Below are 16,158 nucleotides of genomic sequence, written 5' to 3' on the forward strand. Positions count from 1 at the left end.
ATGATTACCGGAACCCCACCCCGGGCAATTCGCAGATATGTCAACGGTCGCAAATGGTGACCGTTGTCACGGGGTCGTCAACGAGAACTGGCGTACGGTCACCGCGCCACCGAGTGATTGCGTGGCGTAGTTGAAGATGCCGAAGCGGTATCCCATGAAGAACTGCCACGCGTTGTTGAGCGTCAACGCGTTGCCCAACGGGACGAAGGTGACCCCGTCGGTGCTGTAGGAGAACCGCGCCTGCCGGCCGGAGCCGGGCCGGATGTCGGCGTTGGCCCGCAACCAGATCCGCCCGCCGGAGACCGGCGCGCCGGCGATCTCGGTCCCGGTGGAGGTGGTGTTCCAGTTGTCGGATCCCATGGTCAGGCCGTTGGTCATCACCACCCGGGTGGCGCCGTTGTCCCGCCGGACCCCGATCCACGCCGAACTGTCGCGCAGCATCGCGAGCCCGGCCCGGTCGCCGTCGCGCATGCCCGAGTAGTCCAGCTCCACGGTCCCGGTGGAGGTCGGGCCCTGGATCCGGTGGGTCAGCGTGTTGCGGGCCCGGTAGAGGTCGGTGGTCACGGTGGCGGTCTGCAGCCGCAGGCCGTTGTTCACCGACCAGCGACTGTTGTCCGGGTTGTGGTTCCACTCGTACTGCACGCCGAGCGTGGTGCCGGCGAACGTGTCGGTGCCGGTGAGCGGCTTGACCGGGCGCCGCGGCAGCGGGTTGGGATAGCTCGCGCCCCAGGCCCCGTTGACGGTCTGCACCTGCGGCCACCCGTCGGCGGTCCAGGTGATCGGCGCCAGCGTCGGCATCCGGCCGCCCGGGTACGCGTCGGTGAAGGCCATGTAGTACCAGGAACCGTTCTGCGTCTGCACGAGCCCGCCCTGGTGCGGCACGCCCCCGCCGGAGATCGGACCGGGCAGATTGAGCAGCACCTGCCGCTGCTCGTACGGGCCGAACGGGCCGTTGGTGGACTTGAGCACGTACTGGCCGTTGGCCGGCCGGGTGAGCCAGATGTAGTAGGCGCCGTTGCGCTTGTAGAAGCGGGCCCCCTCCAGCGTGCCGATGCTCGACGGCGTCTGGTAGACCTGCTGGGCCCGAACCTGGCTGCGCCCGTCGGCGGACAGCTGCGCCACGCTGATCGTGCCGTTGCCGTACGCCACGTACATCGTGTCGTTGTCGTCGATCAGCATCCCGGCGTCGTAGTAGCAGTTCGGGATGGTGGTCAGCCGGCTCCAGGCGCCGTCGACCGCGCCGGCGGTGTAGATGTGGGTCTGGGCGAAGTCGACGCACCCGGCCCAGTAGTAGGTCCGGTTGCTCGGCCGGTAGTTCAACGTCGACGCCCAGATGCCGTCCACGTACGCGTGCGCGCCGTTGGTCAGGTCGTACTTCGCGCCGAAGTCGAGCCGGGGGACGGAGTGCCCGGCGAACTCCCAGTTCACCAGGTCCCAGGAGCGCAGGACGGGCGCGCCCGGCGAGTAGTGCATGGTCGAGGCGGACATGTAGTAGACGTCCCCGACCCGGATGATGTCGACGTCGGCGAAGTCCTGCCAGACGGCCGGGTTGGTGAACGTGCCGCCCGGGTCCGGGTTGCCGCCGTCACCGACACGCACCAGTTGCCACTGCTGGTTCGCGCCGTTCCAGTCGTCGTACTGCACGATGTTGCCGCCGTCGGTCGTGGCGGCGTTCTGCACCTCCACGACCTTGTTCGAGTTGCGGTTGACCAGCCGCACGTAGCCGCTGTCCGAGTCCGCCAGCCGGAACTGCTGGTTGGTCCCGTTGTGGTCGGACCACTGCACCACGGCCGTACCGTTGGCGGTCGAGGCGCCGGTCACGTCCAGCACCTTGCCCGAGTGCCGCGACCGGATCCGGTACCAGCCGCCACCGGAGTCCACGAACTGCCACTGCTGCCAGGCCCCGTCGTTGCGCGACCACTGGGTGATCCGCGCCCCGTCGTTCGTGGCCTGGTTGTACAGGTCCAGCGCCTTGCCGCTGTTGCGGTTCACCAGCACGTACCACGCGCCGGTGTCCACCGTCGCGGCCGACGCCGGCACCGGCGCCACCGTCACCAGCGCGCCGCCGACCAGTATCGCCGCCAACCCCGCCAGGAGCCGGGCCAACCGACCTCTGCTCACCATGACTCTCCTTCGTCGACCGGTTCCGGGGCGGGACGACGCACGGCGGCACCGCCCATGTGATCGCTAACAGCCGCCCGCGCCGGAAGGGAGTCGGATCTCCGCACAGCTGCGGCGCGGTCTCGGCCCGGAACGGTCCGCGCGCGACGTCGACGACCCGACACATCGACTGTGAGCGATAACATGACGTTCGTCAAGGCGTGACCCGGCGGACACATCCGGGTGGCGCGCCCCGGCCCGGGACCCGCCACCGGCGTGCCACCGGCGCGCCTCAGAACCCCCGGGCGAGCCGGTAGTACGCCTGGTTCCAGCGCAGCTCGTCGGCGAACCGGTGCGGCGCCGTGTCGGCGTCGATGACGACCAGCTCGGTGCGGGCCATCGCCGCCAGGTCGCGCAGCTCCTCCACCCCCACGGCCTGGGAGAGCACGGTGTGGTGCGGGCCGCCCGCGGTGATCCACGCCTCCGCCGAGCCGGCCAGGTCGGGGCGCGGTCGCCAGACCGCCCGGGCCACCGGCAACCGGCGCAGCGGGTGCGGCGGCGGCACCACGTCCACCTCGTTGGCGACCAGCCGGAACCGCTCCCCCATGTCGGCCATGCCGAGCACGACGGCCGGGCCGGACGCCGCGTCGAACACCAACCGGACCGGATCCTCCCGCCCGCCGATGCTCAGCGGGTGCACCTGGGCCGTGGGCACGTCGGCGGCGATGCTGGGACAGACCTCCAGCATGTGCGCGCCGAGGACCAGTTCCTGGCCGAACGTCAGGTCGTAGGTGTAGTCCTCCATGAACGACGTGCCGCCGTCGACGCCGACGGCCATCGCCTTCAGCGTCCGCACCAGCACGGAGGTCTTCCAGTCCCCCTCGCCGCCGAAGCCGTACCCGTCGGCCATCAGCCGCTGCACCGCGATGCCCGGGAGCTGACGCAGCCCGCCCAGGTCCTCGAAGTTGGTGGTGAAGGCGCGGAACCCGCCCTCGTCGAGGAACGCCCGCAGGCCCAACTCCTGGCGGGCGGCGTAGCGCAGCGAGTCGTGCCGGGCACCGCCGGGCCGCAGGTCGGCGTCCACCCGGTAGGTGTCGTCGTACTCCTTGACCAGGTCGTCCACCTGCGCGTCGGCGACCTGGTCGACGGCCGCGACCAGATCGTTCACCCCGTAGGTGTTGACCGAGACACCGAACCGCAGCTCCGCCTCGACCTTGTCCCCCTCGGTCACCGCGACGTCGCGCATGTTGTCACCGAAGCGGGCCAGCCGCAACGACCGCACCGCCGACCAGCCGACGGCGGCGCGGGCCCAGGCCGCGACCCGTCCGACCACCCGCGGGTCGGTGACGTGCCCGGCGACGGTCTTGCGGGCCACCCCGAGCCGGGTCTGGATGTAGCCGAACTCGCGGTCGCCGTGCGCGGCCTGGTTCAGGTTCATGAAGTCCATGTCGATGGTGTCCCAGGGCAGCGCCACGTTCGCCTGGGTGTGCAGGTGCAGCAGCGGGGTCCGCAGCGCGTCCAGGCCGGCGATCCACATCTTCGCCGGGGAGAACGTGTGCATCCAGGCGATCACCCCGACCGCGCCCCGCACGGCCGCGTCCCGGCAGACGGCGAGGATGTCCGTGCCGGAGGTCAGGACCGGCTTCCAGACCACGCGTACGGGGATGTCCGGCGACTCGTCCAGGCACGCGGCGATCTGCCGGGACTGCTCGGCGACCTGCCGCAGGGTGTCCTCGCCGTAGAGGCCCTGGCTGCCGGTGAGGAACCAGACCTCGGGCTGGGGATGAGTTGCCATGTTGTTGCCTTCCGCGCTAGGAACCGTCACTTGAACCGGATGCCGATGAGGCGCTGGAGGAGGATGAACGCGAACAGCAGGCCGCCGATCACGATCTTGGTCCACCAGGAGTTGAGGCTGCCGTCGAACGTGATCAGGGTCTGGATGACGCCCAGCACTAGCACGCCGAGGACGGTGCCGAAGACGTATCCGGATCCACCGGTGAGCACGGTTCCGCCGATCACGACGGCGGCGATCACGTCCAGTTCCATGCCGACGGCGATCAACGGCGCGCCGGACAGCGTGTAGAACGACAGCAGGATGCCGCCGACGGCCGAGCAGAGCCCGCTGATGGTGTAGACGGCGATCCGGGTCCGCGCCACCGGCAGGCCCATCAACAGCGCCGACTGCGCGTTGCCGCCGACGGCGTACACGTTGCGGCCGAACCGGGTGTACGCCAGCACGTACGCCGCCACCAGGACCACCGCGAACGCGATCAGCACGCTGATCGACACGAAGTTGCCGGCCGGGTTCCCGATGCGCTGCTGCGACATGCCGGTCCAGAAGCCGTCGGTGATGGAGATCGAGGCGCCGCTGATGAACGTGCACATCCCCCGGGCGAAGAACATCCCGGCGAGCGTGACGATGAACGGTTGGATGTCGAAGAAGTGGATCGCGCAGCCCATCAGGAAGCCCAGCGTCGGTCCGATCAGCAGCGCGATGACCAGGACCAGGGCCGCCGGCATGCCGTCGCGCAGCAGGGCGGCCGACACCATGGCGGTCATGGCGACCACCGAGCCGACGGAGAGGTCGATGCCGCCGGTGAGGATCACGAAGGTCATGCCGACCGCGACGACGAGCACGAAGCCGTTGTCGATGAAGACGTTGAAGACGACCTGGGCGTTGGAGAAGGCGCGGTACTGGGACACCCCGATGCCGTACATGACCAGCAGCAGGGCCAGCGTGGCCAGGACCGGGACGTGCCGCCGGGGCAGGCCGGGCCGCCAGGGCCGGACGACGGTCGACGACGTGCTGCTCATGCCGGCACCTGCTCCTTCTCCCGCTGGGGCGCCGCCGGGCCGGGTTCGACGCCACGGCGTCGGCGACGGAACCGGGCCCGGAACGCCGGGGCCTGCACGAGGCAGACCGCGATGACGACGACGGCCTTGAACAGCAGCGACGTCTGGGGCGAGATGTTCATGGCGTACACCGTGGTGGTCAGGGTCTGGATGATCAGCGCGCCCAGGACGGTGCCGCCGAGCGAGAACCGGCCGCCGGCCAGCGAGGTGCCGCCGATCACCACCGCGAGGATCGCGTCGAGTTCGATCCACAGGCCGGCGGCGTTGCCGTCCGCGCTGGACACGTTCGCGGTGACCATGAAGCCGGCGAGCGCGGCGCACGCGGCGCCGACCACGTAGACGAGGAAGATGATCCGCCGCGACCGGATGCCGGCGAGCCGGCTCGCCTCGGCGTTGCCGCCCACCGACTCGACGATCAGCCCGAGCGCGGTGCGCCGGGTGAACGCGGCCACCAGCAGCGCCGCGGCCAGGGCGATCAGGACGGCCAACGGCAGGGTGAGGAGGTGCCCGAGCCCGATCGCCCGGTACGGGCCGGAGTTGATCGTGATGATCTGCCCCTCGGTGACCAGTTGGGCGATCCCCCGCCCGGCCACCATGAGGATCAGCGTGGCGATGATGGGTTGGATGCCGATGACGGCGACCAGCACCCCGTTCCAGGCGCCGAGCACCAACGCGGCCCCGAAGGCCAGGGCCAGCGCGGTGAGCACGGTGGACGGGCTGTCCGGGTCGGCCGCCCGGCTGATGTGCAGGCAGGCGATCGCCCCGCTGATGGCGCAGAGCGAGCCGACGGACAGGTCGATGCCGCCGGTGGCGATGACCAGGGTCATGCCGAGCGCGACCAGGATCAGCGGCGCGCTCAACCGGAGGATGTCGACCGGCGTGCCGTACAGGTGGCCGTTCTTGACCTCCACGGCGAGGAAGCCGGGTCGGTAGACGGTGTTCGCGGCGATCATGACCACGAGCACGAGGGCCGGCCAGAACAGACGGTGGCCGGTCACCGGGCGGAGGCGGTCGGCGACGGTGGTCATCGGGTCACCTCCTCCCTCGGGGTTCCGCTGGCGATGGTGCGCATGACGCGGTCGGCGTCGAGCGAGTCGTCGTTGGTGAGCTGGGCGACCATCTCGCGGTCCCGCATGACCGCGACCCGGTGGCTCAGGCGCAGCACCTCCTCCAGCTCGGCGGAGATGAACAGCACCGCCATGCCGCCGTCGGAGAGCTGCACCACCAGCTTCTGGATCTCGGCCTTGGCGCCGACGTCGATGCCGCGGGTGGGCTCGTCCAGGATGAGCAGGCGCGGCTCGGTGATCAGCCAGCGCGCCAGGAGCACCTTCTGCTGGTTGCCGCCGGAGAGGTTGCGCACCGGCAGCTCCGGGTTCGCCGGCCGGATGCTGAGCGCCTCGACGTACCGGCGGACCAGCTCGTCCTGCCGGCGGCGCGGAACCGGACGCAGCCAGCCACGCGCGGCCTGCATCGCCAGGATCATGTTCTCCCGGACCGACAGCTCCGGAACGATGCCCTCCGCGCGGCGGTTCTCCGAGCAGAAGCCGATGCCCTGCTCGATCGCCTGGACCGGGGTACGCAGCGGCGAGCGGCCCCCGTCGAGGCGGACCTGGCCGTGGTCGGCACGGTCGGCGCCGAAGAGCAGGCGGGCGACCTCGGTGCGGCCGGAGCCGAGCAGGCCGGCCAGGCCGACCACCTCACCGGCCTCGATGCGCAGGCTGAACGGGGTGATCGCGCCCCGCCGCCCCAGCTCCACGGCGTCCACCAGCGGTTCCGCCCCGGCGGAGGCGACGGTGGCGCGCTTCTGCTGCTCGTCGAGCCGCTCCAGCACGTCGAGTTCCTGGCCGATCATCTTCTCGACCAGGCTGAACTGCGGCAGCTCCGCGGTGCGGTACTCCCCCACCAGGGTGCCGTTGCGCAGCACGGTGATCCGGTCGGCGATGCCGTAGACCTGGTCCAGGAAGTGGGTGACGAACAGGATGGCGATCCCCTCGTCGCGCAGCTGTCGCATGATCCGGAACAGTTGCGCGACCTCGCCCGCGTCGAGGCTGGAGGTCGGCTCGTCGAGGATGAGCACCCGCGCCCGCACGTCGATCGCCCGGGCGATCGCCACCATCTGCTGCACGGCCAGCGAGTACGTGCCGAGCTGCGCGGTGACGTCGAGGTCGAGGTCGAGCCGGGCCAGCAGCTCGCGGGCGCGCCGGCGCATCTCGCCCCAGCGCACGGCGCCGAGGCGGCGCGGCTCCCGGCCGATGAAGACGTTCTCCGCCACCGACAGGTTCGTGCAGAGGTTGACCTCCTGGTAGACGGTGCTCACGCCGGCCGCGGCGGCCTGCATCGGCCCGCTGAAGGAGACCTGCTCACCGGCGAGCGTGACGACGCCCGCGTCGGTGCCGTAGACGCCGGTCAACACCTTGATCAGGGTCGACTTGCCGGCGCCGTTCTCGCCCATCAGGGCGTGGACCTCGCCCGGGAACAGCCGGAAGTCGACCTCGTGCAGCGCACGGACCCCGGGGAAGGTCTTGCTGATGCCGGTCATGGTCAGGACCGGACGCTCACCCGTACCCATCGGACCTCTTCTTCGACGGTGGTGGCGCGGGGGTCGCCGTCGGCGCGACGGCGACCCCCGCGGGTGGGTCAGTACTTGCGGTTGGGCAGCGCCTCCTTGGCCTGCTCCTGGGTGAAGGTGGTCTCCTCGGTCTCGATCCGGGCCGGGACCTCCTCGCCGGCCTTGACCTTCTTCACCAGGTCCATCAGCTGCGGGCCGAGCAGCGGGCTGCACTCGGCGATGAAGTTGAACTTGCCGTCCGCGAGCGCCTGCATGCCGTCCTTCACCGCGTCGACGGTGATGATGGTGATGTCCTTGCCGGGCACCTTGCCCGCCGCGGTGATCGCCTCCAGCGCGCCCAGACCCATGTCGTCGTTGTGCGCGAAGAGCACGTCGATCTTCGGGTTGGCCTTGAGGAACTGCTCCATCACCTGCTTGCCGCCGGCGCGGGTGAAGTCACCGGACTGCGAGGCGATGATCTTCAGGTTGGGGTTCGCCGCGATCGCGCCGGCGAAGCCCTCCTTGCGGTCGTTCGCCGGCGCCGAGCCGGTGGTGCCCTGCAGCTCGACGATGTTGACCGGGCCGGACGCCGACTTCTTCTGCTCCACCAGCCACTCGCCGGCGAGCCGTCCCTCCTTCTTGAAGTCCGAGCCGAGGAACGTCTTGTAGAGCGACTTGTCGGCCGAGTCGACCGCGCGGTCGGTCAGGATCACCGGGATCTTGGCGTCCTTGGCCTCCTTCAGCACGGTGTCCCAGCCGGACTCGACGACCGGCGAGAAGGCGATGACGTCGACCTTCTGCTGGATGAAGTTGCGGATCGCCTTGATCTGGTTCTCCTGTTTCTGCTGCGCGTCGTCGAACTTCAGCTCGATGCCGGCCTCGCCCGCCGCCTCCTTGATCGAGGTGGTGTTCGCCGTGCGCCAGCCGCTCTCCGCGCCGACCTGGGAGAAGCCCAGGACGATCTTGTCGTCGCCGCCGGACCCGCCGCCGGTGTCGCTGTTGCCGCAGGCGACCATGCCGCCGGCGAGCAGCACGCCGGCGAGGGCCGCGATGACGGTGCGTGCCGTGCTCCTGGTTCTCATCGGTTCTCCTCGTGGTGGGGTGAGCCGGACGCGCGGCCGGCAGGGCCGGCACGACCGGAGGTGGTGGTGGGGTCGGTGGCCGGGCGTTGGCCGTAGACGTTCTGGTAGCGGTCGTGCAGCGCGTCGACATCGGCCGCCGCGATCGGCAGCGGCGGCCCGAGCGCGCGGGCCAGGTGGGCGGTGCGGGCCACGTCCTCGCACATCACCGCGGCCTTGACCGCCGCCCGGGCGTCCCGGCCGATGGTGAAGACGCCGTGGTTGCGCATGAGCACCGCGGGCGAGCGGTGCCCGGCCAGGGTGCTGACGATCCCCTTGCCGATGTCGTCGCCGCCGATCAGGGCGAACGGCCCGACCGGGATCTCGCCGCCGAACTCGTCGGCCTGGGCGGTCAGCCAGCACGGGATCGCCTCGCCCCGTGCCGCCCACGCGGTGGCGTAGCCGCTGTGGGTGTGCACGACGCCGCCGACCTCGGGCATCGCCCGGTAGACGTACGCGTGCGCGGCGGTGTCGCTCGACGGCGAGCCACCGCCGTCCACGACGGCGCCGCCGAGATCGCAGACCACCATCGTGTCGGCGGTCAGGTCGTCGTAGTCCACCCCGCTGGGCTTGATGACCATCAACTCCTGCCCGGGAACGCGGGCCGAGACGTTGCCGGCGGTCCAGGCCACCAGGTCGTAGCGGGTCAGCTCGCGGTGCAGCCGGGCCACGGTCTCGCGTACCGCGGCGACCTGCCGGGCGACGTCGGCGTTCATCCGATCACCTCCAGAACCGGGTCGGTCTGCGCGGCGGCGTCCCGCGCCGCGTTCCGGATCGCCCGCAGGCGGAGCATCACGTCGTCACCGCCGCGACCGAAGTGGTCGTGCAGCGCGCGGTACTCGGCGTAGAGCGCGTCGTAGGCCCGGACGTTCTCCGGTACGGGCCGGTAGACGCCCTCGTCCACCCGCCCCATCGCGGCCGACGCCTCGTGGATCGTCGGGTACGCGCCGGCGGCGACCGCCGCGTGGATCGCGGACCCGAGCGCCGGCCCCTGGGCGGAGCCGATGATGCCGAGCGGACGATTGGTGACATCGGCGTAGATCTGCATCAGCAGCCGGTTCGAGGTGAGCCCGCCGGCGACCACCAGGTCGTCGACCGGCACGCCGGCCTCGGCGAACGCCTCGATGATCATCCGAGTGCCGTACGCGGTGGCCTCCAGCAGGGCGCGGTAGACGTCCGGCGGCCGGGTGGCCAGCGTCAGCCCGACGACCAGCCCGCTGAGGTCGTGGTTGACCAGCAACGACCGGTTGCCGTTCCACCAGTCGAGCGCGACCAGGCCGTGCGCGCCGACCGGTTGGGCGGCGGCCAGCTCGGTGAGCCGTTCGTGCGAGTCCAGACCCGCCGGGGCGGCGTTGCGGACGAACCAGCCGAAGATGTCACCCACGCCGCTCTGCCCGGCCTCGAAACCCCAGGCGCCCGGGCTGATGCCGCCGTCGACCACACCGCACATGCCCGGCACCTCGGCCGGGTGGGTGCCGTTGAGCACGTGGCAGGTGGACGTCCCCATGATCGCCACCAGCCGGCCCGGACGCAGCGCCCGCGCGGCGGCGGCGGTGACGTGCGCGTCGACGTTGCCCACGGCGACCGCGATGCCCTCGGGCAGCCCGGTCCAGGCCGCCGCCCGGGCGCCGAGCGTGCCCGCCCGCGCGCCCAGCGGCAGCAGCGGACCGTCCAGTTTGGCGACGAAGTCGGTGAAGCCGGGGTCGAGCGCGCCGAGGTAGTCCGCCGACGGGTACCGGCCGTCCTGCCGGATGCCCTTGTAGCCCGCCGTGCAGGCGTTGCGGGTCTCCACCCCGCACAGCTCCCAGACGATCCAGTCGGCGGCCTCGACGAAGCGCTCGGCCCGGCGATAGACCTCGGGATCCTCGGTGAGGATCTGCAACCCCTTGGCGAACTGCCACTCGGCGGAGATCTTGCCGCCGTAGCGGCCGATCCACGGCTCGCCCCGCTGGTGGGCGAGGGCGTTGATCCGGTCGGCCTGCGGCTGGGCGGCGTGGTGCTTCCACAGCTTCACCCAGGCGTGCGGCCGGTGCCGCAGCTCCGGCACCTCGCACAGCGGGGTGCCGTCGGCGAGGGTGGGCAGGACGGTGCAGGCGGTGAAGTCGGTGCCGATGCCGACGACCAGGGCCGGATCCACGCCGGCGGCGGCCAGCGCGGCGGGCACCGCCTCGCGCAGCACGTCGCGGTAGTCGTCGGGGTCCTGGAGCGCCCAGTCCGGCGGCAGCGCCGGGCCGCCGTCGGGCAGGGCCGACTCGACGACCCCGTGGCGGTAGTCGTGCACCGCCGTGCCGACCTCCGCGCCGTCGCGCACCCGCACCACGAGCGCCCGCCCGGACAGCGTGCCGAAATCGACCCCGACCACGTACCGGTCGGCCGTGTCCACTTCGCTCATCTACACCTCCGCCGCATCACGGAGGTTAGTGTTAGCGCTCACATATACATCCGTCAAGACACCTCTGCGCAACAGCTACGTAACGGGGAGCGTGATCGGGTGAACGATCACCACGGTGGCCACCGGACCGGCGGGGGCACCGTCCGGACACGATCCCCGACACTCCTCGGCGACGGTCGGTCCGGGAGCCGGACCGTCCTAGTGTTAGCGAAAACATCGCGCGCCTCCGACGGCCCCTGCGAGAACACAGTCGACGACACCCGGGGCCCACCCTTCGAGGCCCGCCGGAGAGCCGGCAGAGAGCCTTCCACCGGCCCTTTCCGTCTCCGCGCCGGCCCCGGCGACGCGCCGGTAACCCCCGCCCGGGCGGAGCCGCTGCTATTTACAGACTTTTATGTCAGCGATAACATCCGCGGCATCACCGCACCGGCCTGGCACTCCGTGGACGACCCCGCACCGCAGCGCGGCGGCGACGGACGACGACCCGGGTGACCGCCGGACCCCACCACCCGGAGCGGCCGACCGCGATCCGCCGACCCGTCCCGCACGCCGTGCCGTCTCGTCCCGGGCGGACACGCGGGCCGGCGACAGGCGGGCCGCTCCGCCGCGGCCGTCGGCACGGCCGGCGTCCGCCCAGCGAGGAGGATCAGTGCGCAGACGGACACGATGGATGCTGGCCGCCCTGGGCGTCGCGTCGGTGACGCTCGCGGCCACCGTCACCGACGGGGTCGTGGCCCCACGCCCGGCGCGGGCGCTCGACAACGGCGTCGCCCGCACCCCGCCGATGGGGTGGAACACCTGGAACACCTTCGGCTGCAACATCAACGAGACCCTCATCCGGCAGACCGCCGACGCGATCGTCGCGAACGGGCTGCGCGACCTCGGGTACAAGTACGTCGTGGTCGACGACTGCTGGTTCGACCCCAACCGGGACGCCCAGGGCAACCTGCAGGCCCACCCGCAGCGTTTCCCGAGCGGGATGAAGGCGCTCGGCGACTACCTGCACGCCCGGGGACTGCTGTTCGGCATCTACCAGGTGCCGCTGGACAAGACCTGCGCCCAGGTCGGCGGCGCCTTCCCCGGCGCCACCGGCAGCCTCAACCACGAGTACCAGGACGCGCGGCAGTTCGCCGCGTGGGGCGTGGACTACCTCAAGTACGACTGGTGCTCCTCCACCGGGACGATCAACGACCAGGTGGCCAGGTTCGGCATCATGCGCGACGCGCTGGCGTCCACCGGCCGGCAGATCGTCTACAGCATCAACCCGAACAGCTACCACGCCAAGACCGGGCCGCAGCGCGACTGGAGCGACGTGGCGAACCTCTGGCGCACCACCGAGGACATCACCAACGCGTGGAACACCGGCCAGACCAACGGCTACCCGATGGGGATCCAGAACATCGTCGACGTCACCGTGCCCCTGGCCGGCTACGCCGCCCCCGGCGGGTTCAACGACCCCGACATGCTGGAGGTCGGCCGGGGCGGCATGACCGACACCGAGATGCGCAGCCACTTCGCGCTCTGGTCGGTCCTGGCCGCGCCGCTGATGATGGGCCACGACGCGCGGTCGACGAACGCGGCCACGCTGGCCATCCTGCGCAACCAGAACCTCGTCGCGATCAACCAGGACACGCTCGGCCGCCAGGCGGTCCAGGTCGCCAACGACGGCACCCGGCGGGTGCTGGCCAAGCCGCTGGCCAACGGCGACGTCGCGGTCGCCCTGTTCAACCAGGGCAGCAGCACCACGACCGTCTCCACCACGGCCGCGGCGGTGGGCAAGAACGGCAGCTCGTTCACCCTGCGCGACGCCTGGACCGACGCCACCACCAGCACCTCGGGCGCGATCTCCGCCAGCGTGCCGGCCCACGGCACGGTGGTCTACCGGGTCAGCGGCGGCACCACCACCCCGCCGCCCACCCCGACCACGTTCCGGCTGCGCAGCGAGTCGGCCGGGCGCTGCCTCGACGTCGACAACTCCGGTACCGCCAACGGCACCGGCACGCTGGTCTGGGACTGTCACGGCAACCCGAACCAGCAGTTCACCGCCACCGGGCCGGCGTTGCAGGTGCTGGGCAAGTGCCTGGACGTGCCGACGAACGCGAGCGCCGGCACGCGGGTGCAGATCTGGGACTGCAACGGCGGCACGAACCAGCAGTGGACGTTCAACGGCAACGGCACGGTGAGCAACGTCCGCTCCCCGTCGCTGTGCCTGGACGTGGAGAACGGCGGCACCGCCAACGGCAGCCGGGTGATCGTCTGGACCTGTCACGGCAACACCAACCAGCGGTGGAGCCGAGCCTGACCGGCGCCCGCCGGTGACCGAACGGCCGGCCGGACGGCACGTGACCGTCCGGCCGGTCGTCACCGGGCGCCCGCGGCGCGGCGCTTGTTCCAGATGTCGAACGCCACCGCGACGAGCAGGACCAGGCCCTTCACCACCGACTGCACGGACTGGTCGACGCCCATGAGCTGCATGCCGTTGCTCATCACCGCCATGATCAGGCCACCGACCACGGCGCCGACCACGGTGCCGACGCCGCCGGTGACCGCCGCGCCGCCGATGAAGGCCGCCGCGATCGCGTCCAGCTCGAACATGTTGCCCGCCGCCGGCTGGGCCCCGTTCGAGCGGGAGGAGTAGATCACCCCGGCCACGGCGGAGAGGAAGCCCATGTTGACGAAGACCCAGAAGTTGACGGTCTTCACCCGCACGCCGGACAGCGTCGCCGCCGGCAGGTTGCCGCCGATCGCGTACACCTGCCGGCCGAACACCGTACGGCGGGTGAGCAGGCCGTAGACCAGCACCAGCACGGCCAGGACGATCAGCACGATCGGCAGGCCCCGGGCGTGGGCGAGCTGCCAGGCGAACCACATGACGACCGCGCCGACCACCGCCACCCGGAGGACGAACAGCGGAAACGACTCGACCGGCTGTTCGTGCCGCACCCGGGCCACCCGGGTGCGGAAGACGCTGGCGGCGTAACCGACCACCGCGAAGGCGCCGATGAACAGCGTGAACGCGTCGAACCCCTGACCGCCGAGAAGCCCGTTGAGGAACCCGGCGGCCACCCGCTGGTATTCCTCCGGGAAGGGCGAGAGCGAGATGTTGTCCAGCACCCGCAGCGTCAGCCCGCGGAACAACAGCATGCCGGCCAGGGTGACGATGAAGGCCGGGATCCCGGCGTACGCGACCCAGAGGCCGTGCCACGCGCCCACCGCGACGCCCACGGCGAGCGCGGCGAGGACGCCCGCCCACCAGGGCAGACCCTCCCGGATGACGAGCACCGCCGAGACCGCGCCGGTGAGCGCCACCACCGACCCCACGGACAGGTCGATGTGCCCGCCGATGATCACGATGACCATGCCGATCGCGAGCACCAGGATGTAGGAGTACTGGAGCACGATGTTGGTGATGTTGCCCGGGCTGAGCGAGACGCCGTCGGTGAGGACCGCGAACAGCGCGACGATCACCACCAGGGCGATGTAGATGCCGCTCTGCCGCAGGTTGCCGAGGATCAGCGTGCGGGGGTCGCTGGTCCCGGTGTGCAGGGTGGCGGTCGCCCCGGCGTCGGGCGCGGCCACCTTCGGGGAGCTGGAGGGCTTCGTGCTGGTCATCCGACGCGATCCCTGTCCTTGGTCATGAGTTCCATCAGGTTCTCCTGGGTGGCCTCGCCCACCGGCAGCTCGCCGGTGATCCGACCGGCCGCCAGGGTGTAGATGCGGTCGCACATGCCCAGCAGCTCGGGCAGCTCGGAGGAGATGACGACGACCGCCTTCCCGTCCGCCACCAGGCGGTTGACGATCGTGTAGATCTCGAACTTCGCTCCCACGTCGATGCCCCGGGTCGGTTCGTCCAGGATCAACACGTCGGGGTCGGTGAACAGCCACTTCGCCAGCACGACCTTCTGCTGGTTGCCGCCGGAGAGCTTGCCCACCGAGGCCATCACCGTCGGCGTCTTGATGTTCATGTCGCGCCGCCCCCGCTCGGCGACGTCGATCTCCCGGTTGCCGTCGATCCAGCCGTGCCGGGCCAGCTTGCCGAGGGCGGCGGCCGAGATGTTGCCGCGCACGTCGTCGATCAGGTTCAGGCCGTAGTGCTTGCGGTCCTCGGTGGCGTAGGCGATGCCCTTCGCGATGGCCTCGGCCACCGTCCGAGCCCGCACCCGGCGGCCGTTGACGTAGAGCCGTCCGCTGATCTCCCGCCCGTACGCGCGGCCGAACACGCTCATCGCCAGTTCGGTGCGGCCGGCGCCCATCAGGCCGGCGATGCCGACCACCTCGCCGGCGCGCACGGAGAGCGAGGCCCGGTCGACCACCAGCCGGTCCTGGGTCGGATGGCGCACCGTCCAGTCCTCGATCCGCAGCACCTCGGCCCCGGGCGTCACCGACCGGGTCGGGTAGAACGCGGACAGGTCGCGCCCGACCATGCCGCGGATGATCCGCTCCTGCGTCACGGCGCCGTCGCGCATGTCGAGCGTCTCGACCGTCCGGCCGTCCCGGATCACCGTGGTGGAGTCGGCGACCGCCGTGATCTCACCCAGCTTGTGCGAGATCATGATGCAGGTGATGCCCTGGTCGCGGAGCCGGCGCATCAGGTCCAGCAGGTGTGCCGAGTCGACGTCGTTGAGCGCCGCGGTCGGCTCGTCCAGGATGAGCAGCCGCACCTTCTTGGACAGCGCCTTGGCGATCTCCACCAGTTGCTGCTTGCCCACCCCGAGCTGGACCACCGGGGTCACCGGGTTCTCGTGCAACCCGACCTCGCGCAGCAGCGCCGCCGCCTCGGCGTTGGTCCGGTGCCAGTCGATCAGCCCGCCGCGGCCCCGGCGCTCGTTGCCGAGGAAGATGTTCTCGGCGATCGACAGGTACGGCACCAGCGCCAGTTCCTGGTGGATGATCACGATGCCGCGGGACTCGCTGTCCCGGATCCCGCGGAAGTCGACCGGCTCGCCGTCGAAGACGATCTCCCCGTCGTAGCTGCCGGTCGGGTACACCCCGGACAGCACCTTCATCAGGGTGGACTTGCCGGCGCCGTTCTCGCCGCAGATCGCGTGGATCTCGCCGCGCCGGACGGCGAGCGAGACGTCCTGGAGCGCCGCCACCCCGGGGAAGGTCTTCGTGATGTTCCGCATGTCGAGGATGTGATCGCTCAT

11 protein-coding genes are annotated in these 16,158 nt (G+C 70.9%); 1 reads left to right on the plus strand and 10 read right to left on the minus strand.

Annotated elements, in window-relative coordinates; genetic code table 11:
• Positions 1-66 precede the first annotated feature (66 nt).
• The 8 genes from O7600_RS06940 to araB all read right to left on the minus strand — a co-directional run bounded on the left by O7600_RS06940 (position 67) and on the right by araB (position 11,011).
• Positions 67-2,124 carry an RICIN domain-containing protein gene (locus O7600_RS06940; protein ID WP_281592854.1) on the minus strand — a complete coding sequence of 686 codons (2,058 nt, stop codon included), beginning with the start codon at positions 2,122-2,124 and terminating at the stop codon, positions 67-69.
• A 268-nt stretch (positions 2,125-2,392) separates the two neighbouring features.
• The gene (gene araA, locus O7600_RS06945) at positions 2,393-3,895 is read right to left on the minus strand and encodes an L-arabinose isomerase (RefSeq protein WP_281592855.1); all 1,503 of its coding nucleotides are present in this window, start codon (positions 3,893-3,895) and stop codon (positions 2,393-2,395) included.
• Between the two features lie 26 nt (positions 3,896-3,921).
• Positions 3,922-4,914 (minus strand): galactofuranose ABC transporter, permease protein YjfF, encoded by a 993-nt coding sequence (gene yjfF, locus O7600_RS06950; protein ID WP_281592856.1) that lies wholly within the window; start codon positions 4,912-4,914, stop codon positions 3,922-3,924.
• Positions 4,911-5,981, minus strand: a complete 1,071-nt coding sequence (locus O7600_RS06955) for an ABC transporter permease (RefSeq protein ID WP_281592857.1) — start codon at positions 5,979-5,981, stop codon at positions 4,911-4,913. Before O7600_RS06955 ends, yjfF begins: the two co-directional genes overlap by 4 nt.
• Positions 5,978-7,522: a sugar ABC transporter ATP-binding protein gene (locus O7600_RS06960; protein WP_281592858.1), complete on the minus strand. Its 1,545-nt coding sequence runs from the start codon at positions 7,520-7,522 to the stop codon at positions 5,978-5,980. The genes O7600_RS06955 and O7600_RS06960 overlap by 4 nt, the downstream gene beginning before the upstream one ends.
• Positions 7,523-7,590: 68 nt before the next feature.
• Positions 7,591-8,583: an ABC transporter substrate-binding protein gene (locus O7600_RS06965; protein ID WP_091573861.1), complete on the minus strand. Its 993-nt coding sequence runs from the start codon at positions 8,581-8,583 to the stop codon at positions 7,591-7,593.
• Positions 8,580-9,335 carry an L-ribulose-5-phosphate 4-epimerase gene (locus O7600_RS06970; RefSeq protein ID WP_281592859.1) on the minus strand — a complete coding sequence of 252 codons (756 nt, stop codon included), beginning with the start codon at positions 9,333-9,335 and terminating at the stop codon, positions 8,580-8,582. Before O7600_RS06970 ends, O7600_RS06965 begins: the two co-directional genes overlap by 4 nt.
• Complete coding sequence (gene araB / locus O7600_RS06975; RefSeq protein ID WP_281592860.1) at positions 9,332-11,011, minus strand: ribulokinase; 1,680 nt, start codon at positions 11,009-11,011, stop codon at positions 9,332-9,334. Before araB ends, O7600_RS06970 begins: the two co-directional genes overlap by 4 nt.
• A 649-nt stretch (positions 11,012-11,660) precedes the next feature.
• On the opposite strand from araB, the gene O7600_RS06980 reads away from it, so the two are divergent.
• A complete protein-coding gene (locus tag O7600_RS06980; protein ID WP_281592861.1) occupies positions 11,661-13,313 on the plus strand; it encodes a ricin-type beta-trefoil lectin domain protein in 1,653 nt (550 codons plus the stop codon).
• A gap of 59 nt (positions 13,314-13,372) precedes the next feature.
• Here the strand turns inward: O7600_RS06980 and mmsB are convergent, their stop codons facing one another.
• Both mmsB and mmsA read right to left on the minus strand, forming a co-directional pair.
• On the minus strand, positions 13,373-14,623 hold the full coding sequence (mmsB, locus tag O7600_RS06985; protein ID WP_281592862.1) for a multiple monosaccharide ABC transporter permease: 1,251 nt from the start codon (positions 14,621-14,623) through the stop codon (positions 13,373-13,375).
• The gene (gene mmsA, locus O7600_RS06990; RefSeq protein WP_281592863.1) at positions 14,620-16,158 is read right to left on the minus strand and encodes a multiple monosaccharide ABC transporter ATP-binding protein; all 1,539 of its coding nucleotides are present in this window, start codon (positions 16,156-16,158) and stop codon (positions 14,620-14,622) included. Before mmsA ends, mmsB begins: the two co-directional genes overlap by 4 nt.

The organism is Micromonospora sp. WMMA1998 (genome assembly GCF_027497375.1).
Lineage (GTDB): Bacteria > Actinomycetota > Actinomycetes > Mycobacteriales > Micromonosporaceae > Micromonospora > Micromonospora sediminicola.

What these genes read in the sequence shown, in the direction of transcription:
- araB (WP_281592860.1), bottom strand. Translation starts at nt 11,011, where the DNA reads ATGAGCGAAGTGGACACGGCCGACCGGTACGTGGTCGGGGTCGATTTC.
- O7600_RS06940 (WP_281592854.1), bottom strand. Translation starts at nt 2,124, where the DNA reads ATGGTGAGCAGAGGTCGGTTGGCCCGGCTCCTGGCGGGGTTGGCGGCG.
- araA (WP_281592855.1), bottom strand. Translation starts at nt 3,895, where the DNA reads ATGGCAACTCATCCCCAGCCCGAGGTCTGGTTCCTCACCGGCAGCCAG.
- O7600_RS06960 (WP_281592858.1), bottom strand. Translation starts at nt 7,522, where the DNA reads ATGGGTACGGGTGAGCGTCCGGTCCTGACCATGACCGGCATCAGCAAG.
- mmsA (WP_281592863.1), bottom strand. Translation starts at nt 16,158, where the DNA reads ATGAGCGATCACATCCTCGACATGCGGAACATCACGAAGACCTTCCCC.
- O7600_RS06955 (WP_281592857.1), bottom strand. Translation starts at nt 5,981, where the DNA reads ATGACCACCGTCGCCGACCGCCTCCGCCCGGTGACCGGCCACCGTCTG.
- mmsB (WP_281592862.1), bottom strand. Translation starts at nt 14,623, where the DNA reads ATGACCAGCACGAAGCCCTCCAGCTCCCCGAAGGTGGCCGCGCCCGAC.
- O7600_RS06965 (WP_091573861.1), bottom strand. Translation starts at nt 8,583, where the DNA reads ATGAGAACCAGGAGCACGGCACGCACCGTCATCGCGGCCCTCGCCGGC.
- O7600_RS06970 (WP_281592859.1), bottom strand. Translation starts at nt 9,335, where the DNA reads ATGAACGCCGACGTCGCCCGGCAGGTCGCCGCGGTACGCGAGACCGTG.
- yjfF (WP_281592856.1), bottom strand. Translation starts at nt 4,914, where the DNA reads ATGAGCAGCACGTCGTCGACCGTCGTCCGGCCCTGGCGGCCCGGCCTG.